Annotated in this window: 6 protein-coding genes and 1 pseudogene; all 7 read left to right on the top strand. The window is 72.7% G+C overall.

Translation table 11 applies throughout. The features are described from left to right. Positions 1-390: Trp biosynthesis-associated membrane protein (locus TR48_RS14915; RefSeq protein WP_042367160.1), on the top strand; the 390-nt coding region annotated here is incomplete at its 5' end. A gap of 72 nt (positions 391-462) precedes the next feature. After that, a complete protein-coding gene (locus TR48_RS14910) occupies positions 463-711 on the top strand; it encodes an HGxxPAAW family protein (protein WP_042367062.1) in 249 nt (82 codons plus the stop codon). Between the two features lie 98 nt (positions 712-809). After that, the gene (locus TR48_RS14905; protein ID WP_042367060.1) at positions 810-1,232 is read left to right on the top strand and encodes a DUF2752 domain-containing protein; all 423 of its coding nucleotides are present in this window, start codon (positions 810-812) and stop codon (positions 1,230-1,232) included. A gap of 158 nt (positions 1,233-1,390) precedes the next feature. Next, positions 1,391-2,197 carry an indole-3-glycerol phosphate synthase TrpC gene (trpC, locus tag TR48_RS14900; RefSeq protein ID WP_042367058.1) on the top strand — a complete coding sequence of 269 codons (807 nt, stop codon included), beginning with the start codon at positions 1,391-1,393 and terminating at the stop codon, positions 2,195-2,197. Between the two features lie 31 nt (positions 2,198-2,228). Then, positions 2,229-2,420: a tryptophan biosynthesis modulator TrpM gene (gene trpM, locus TR48_RS14895; RefSeq protein ID WP_042367056.1), complete on the top strand. Its 192-nt coding sequence runs from the start codon at positions 2,229-2,231 to the stop codon at positions 2,418-2,420. An 89-nt stretch (positions 2,421-2,509) separates the two neighbouring features. Beyond that, entirely contained in the window at positions 2,510-3,745 is a 1,236-nt protein-coding gene (gene trpB / locus TR48_RS14890) for a tryptophan synthase subunit beta (RefSeq protein WP_042367054.1), read from the top strand. After that, positions 3,742-3,917 (top strand): annotated as a pseudogene (locus tag TR48_RS14885) (tryptophan synthase subunit alpha); the annotation flags it as partial. The gene trpB and the pseudogene TR48_RS14885, both read left to right, overlap by 4 nt.

Below are 3,917 nucleotides of genomic sequence, written 5' to 3'. Positions count from 1 at the left end.
GCGCGTCAGCTGCTGGGCGGCCTGGTCGCGCTGGCCGGCGCGGGCGCGGTCTTCGCCGCGACCGCCGCGCTCGGCTCGGAGACCGGCGCCCTGGACGAGAAGGCCGCCCGCTCGGTCGGCCTCACCGAGGTCGCGGTCGGCTCCGTCACGCACTCGGCGTGGCCGTGGTTCGCGGCGCTCGGCGGTGTGCTCGTCGTCGGGGCCGGGGTGCTCACGGTGCTTCGCGGCGCCGCCTGGCCGGGCATGTCGGCCCGGTACGACGCGCCGGCCGGCAAGCGGTCCGCCGCCGGTCCGCGCCGCGGTGCTGCGGCGAAGGCGCCTGCGGGGCAGGCGACCCCGGCCGACCTGTGGAAGGCGCTGGACCGGGGCGAGGACCCCACTGCGAGCTGAGCTCGCCGATACGGGACAATGGAGTGGAAGAGCTCTCCCCGGGCGGGAGAGTCCCAGATCTAGGAGCAGTTAATGTCGGCAAACGCCCACGGACACACCGTCGCCGCCTGGACCGGTGTCACCGTCTCCTTCGTCGGTTTCATGCTGGCCGCCGTGGCGATGGTCTACTCGGTTCCGGTCCTCGTCATCATCGGCCTGGTCGTGGCCGCCGCCGGCGCTGTCGTCGGTAAGCTGATGTCTGCCGCCGGATTCGGCAAGAAGCCCACGAACCACACCCTCCCGGCCGCCAAGGACACGGTCTCGAGCAGCGTCTCGGCCTGATCCGGGCTCTTCGAGCCCCTCGCGGCTCGCGGAGAGTTCTTCCGACACGGCGGCGCGCCCTTCGAGGGCCGCCGCCTGTTCGGTACCAGAATCGGGGAGTGACAGCCGCCCCCGGCGCCTCTGGCGCCGCCGCGCCCGCCCGCGTCCCGCTGGGACTGCTGGGCCTCGGTGCGGCCGCGACGGCCTACGTCGGCGCCGTGGACCCGAACCGCCCCGGCCACTACCCCGGCTGCCCCTTCCTGGCGCTGACGGGCTGGTGGTGTCCCGGCTGCGGCGGCCTGCGCGCCGTCCACGCGCTGACGCGCGGGGAGCTTCGCGTCGCCCTGCACGACAACGTGCTCGTGGTCGCCTTGTGCGGTTTCACCGTCTCCTTCTGGGCCCTGTGGGCGCTGCGCTCCCTGCGTGGACGTCCTCGCCCGGCGTTGCGCCTGAGCCGTCCGTGGCTGCTTTCGGCGGCGCTGCTCGTCCTCGCGTTCACTCTTGTGCGCAACCTTCCCACCGGCGCTTTTCTGGCTCCGTGAGGCCCCGGGGGCTGTCCGGGGAGCGAGACCGGAGGCCTCTCGATTCAGGTTCCACGCAGCCGGACGGATACCATCGATCCAGGTCATGCACAGACAGGCATCCGAGAGACGCCGGATTGTGCGAGACCACCAACCGACCCGACGAATGGGGGCCCCGAGTGACCGTGCTCGACGAGATCATCGCCGGAGTCCGTGAGGACCTCGCCGAGCGTCAGGCCCGGGTCTCGCTCGACGAGCTCAAGGAGCTCGCGGCCAAGGCTCCCGAGGCCAAGGACGGCGTGGCCGCGCTCGGCGGCGAGGGCGTCTCGGTCATCTGCGAGGTCAAGCGCTCCAGCCCGTCCAAGGGCGCGCTGGCCGCGATCGCCGACCCTGCCGCGCTCGCCCGCGACTACGCGGCCGGCGGTGCCGCGGCGATCTCCGTCCTGACCGAGCAGCGCCGTTTCGGCGGCTCGCTGGCCGACCTCAAGGCGGTGCGCGCCGCGGTCGACACCCCGCTGCTGCGCAAGGACTTCATCGTCACCTCCTACCAGCTGTGGGAGGCCCGGGCGTACGGCGCGGACCTGGCCCTGCTGATCGTCGCCGCGCTGGACCAGGAGGCCCTGGTCTCCCTGATCGAGCGGGCCGAGTCGATCGGCCTGACCCCGCTGGTCGAGGTCCACGACGAGGAGGAGATCGCCCGCGCGGTCGACGCCGGCGCGCGGATCATCGGCGTGAACGCCCGCAACCTGAAGACCCTCGAGGTCGACCGCAACACCTTCGCCAACGTGGCCCACGCGATCCCGTCGCACGTCGTGAAGGTCGCCGAGTCGGGTGTGCGCGGCCCCCACGACCTGATCGCCTACGCGAACGACGGCGCGAACGCCGTCCTGGTCGGCGAGTCCCTCGTCACGGGCAAGGACCCGAAGGCCGCCGTCGCCGACCTCGTCGCTGCCGGCGCCCACCCGGCCCTGCGGCACGGCCGGTAGTCATCCCCCTCGCCCCACGCGTCACGCTAGGATCGGACACGTGACCTTCGACGCCCTCCACCAGCCCGGCTACGCCGGTCTGCAGCGCGGCTGCAAGCCGCGCGGGTGTCGCGCGCCCGCACGCCGCGTCCTCGGGCGCCGGGTGCGGTACGTGATCGGCGCCGAGCCGGGCCAGGTTCCCGGGCGGCGATGGCAGCGCACGCGGAGCGACGCGCACCGCTGAGGCCGTGGTCCGCAGGACGACGGTCGCACGTGGGTGCGCCGTTTCGCGCACGCCTGCCCACGTCCGTTCACATCCCTGAGGGAACACCCATGTCCGACGTGACATCCGTCCCCGACGCGCGCGGTTACTTCGGCGCGTTCGGTGGTCGCTTCATCCCGGAGGCGCTCGTCGCCGCCGTCGAGCAGGTCGCCGACGAGTACGAGAAGGCCAAGGCCGACCCGGCGTTCACCGCCGAGCTGAACACCCTGCTCAAGGACTACACGGGCCGCCCGAGCCCGCTCACCGACGTCCGTCGCTTCTCGGCGGAGGCGGGCGGCGCCCGCATCCTGCTCAAGCGCGAGGACCTCAACCACACCGGCTCGCACAAGATCAACAACGTGCTGGGCCAGGCGCTGCTCACCCGGCGCATGGGCAAGAACCGCCTCATCGCCGAGACCGGGGCGGGCCAGCACGGCGTCGCCACGGCGACCGCGGCCGCGCTGTTCGGCATGGACTGCACCATCTACATGGGCGAGGTCGACACCCAGCGCCAGGCGCTGAACGTCGCCCGGATGCGCATGCTCGGCGCCGAGGTCGTGCCGGTGAAGTCCGGCAGCCGCACCCTGAAGGACGCCATCAACGAGGCGTTCCGCGACTGGGTGGCCAACGTCGACTCCACCCACTACCTCTTCGGCACCGTCGCCGGGCCGCACCCGTTCCCGATGATGGTCCGCGACTTCCACCGCGTCATCGGTCAGGAGGCCCGCGCGCAGGTGCTGGACCGCACCGGGAGGCTGCCGGACGCGGTCGTGGCCTGCGTGGGCGGCGGGTCCAACGCCATGGGCGTGTTCTACGACTTCATCCCGGACGCGGGCGTGCGCCTGGTCGGCATCGAGGCGGCCGGCGAGGGCGTCCAGACGCCCAGGCACGCGGCCACGCTCACCAAGGGCGACCCGGGCGTGCTGCACGGCTCGCGCACGTACGTGCTGCAGGACGAGGACGGGCAGACGATCGAGTCGCACTCGATCTCCGCCGGTCTGGACTACCCGGGCGTCGGGCCGGAGCACGCGTTCCTGAAGGACTCGGGTCGCGCCGAGTACCGCCCGTGCACGGACGCGGACGCGATGAACGCGCTGCGGCTGCTCTCGCGCACCGAAGGCATCATCCCGGCCATCGAGTCCTCCCACGCCCTGGCCGGCGCCCTGGAGCTGGGCCGGGAGCTCGGCCCCGAGGCCGTCATCCTGGTGAACCTCTCCGGCCGCGGGGACAAGGACATGCACACCGCCGCCCAGTACTTCGGGCTGCTCGACGATTCCGCTGCCGATGCCGCTGGTGGTGCCAAGTGACGAACGCCCTGCTGGACCAGACCCTCGCCGCAGCCAAGGCCGAGAACCGAGCCGCGCTGATCGGATACCTGCCCGCAGGCTTCCCGTCCGTCGCGGGCGCCGCGCAGGCGGTGCAGGCGCTGATCGACGGCGGCGCGGACGTCGTCGAGATCGGCCTGCCGCACAGCGACCC

The sequence above is a fragment of the Streptacidiphilus neutrinimicus genome, from assembly GCF_000787815.1.
GTDB lineage: Bacteria > Actinomycetota > Actinomycetes > Streptomycetales > Streptomycetaceae > Streptacidiphilus > Streptacidiphilus neutrinimicus.
Note: the sequence above shows the minus strand (reverse complement) of the source record. Positions and strands in the feature narration are given on the sequence as shown.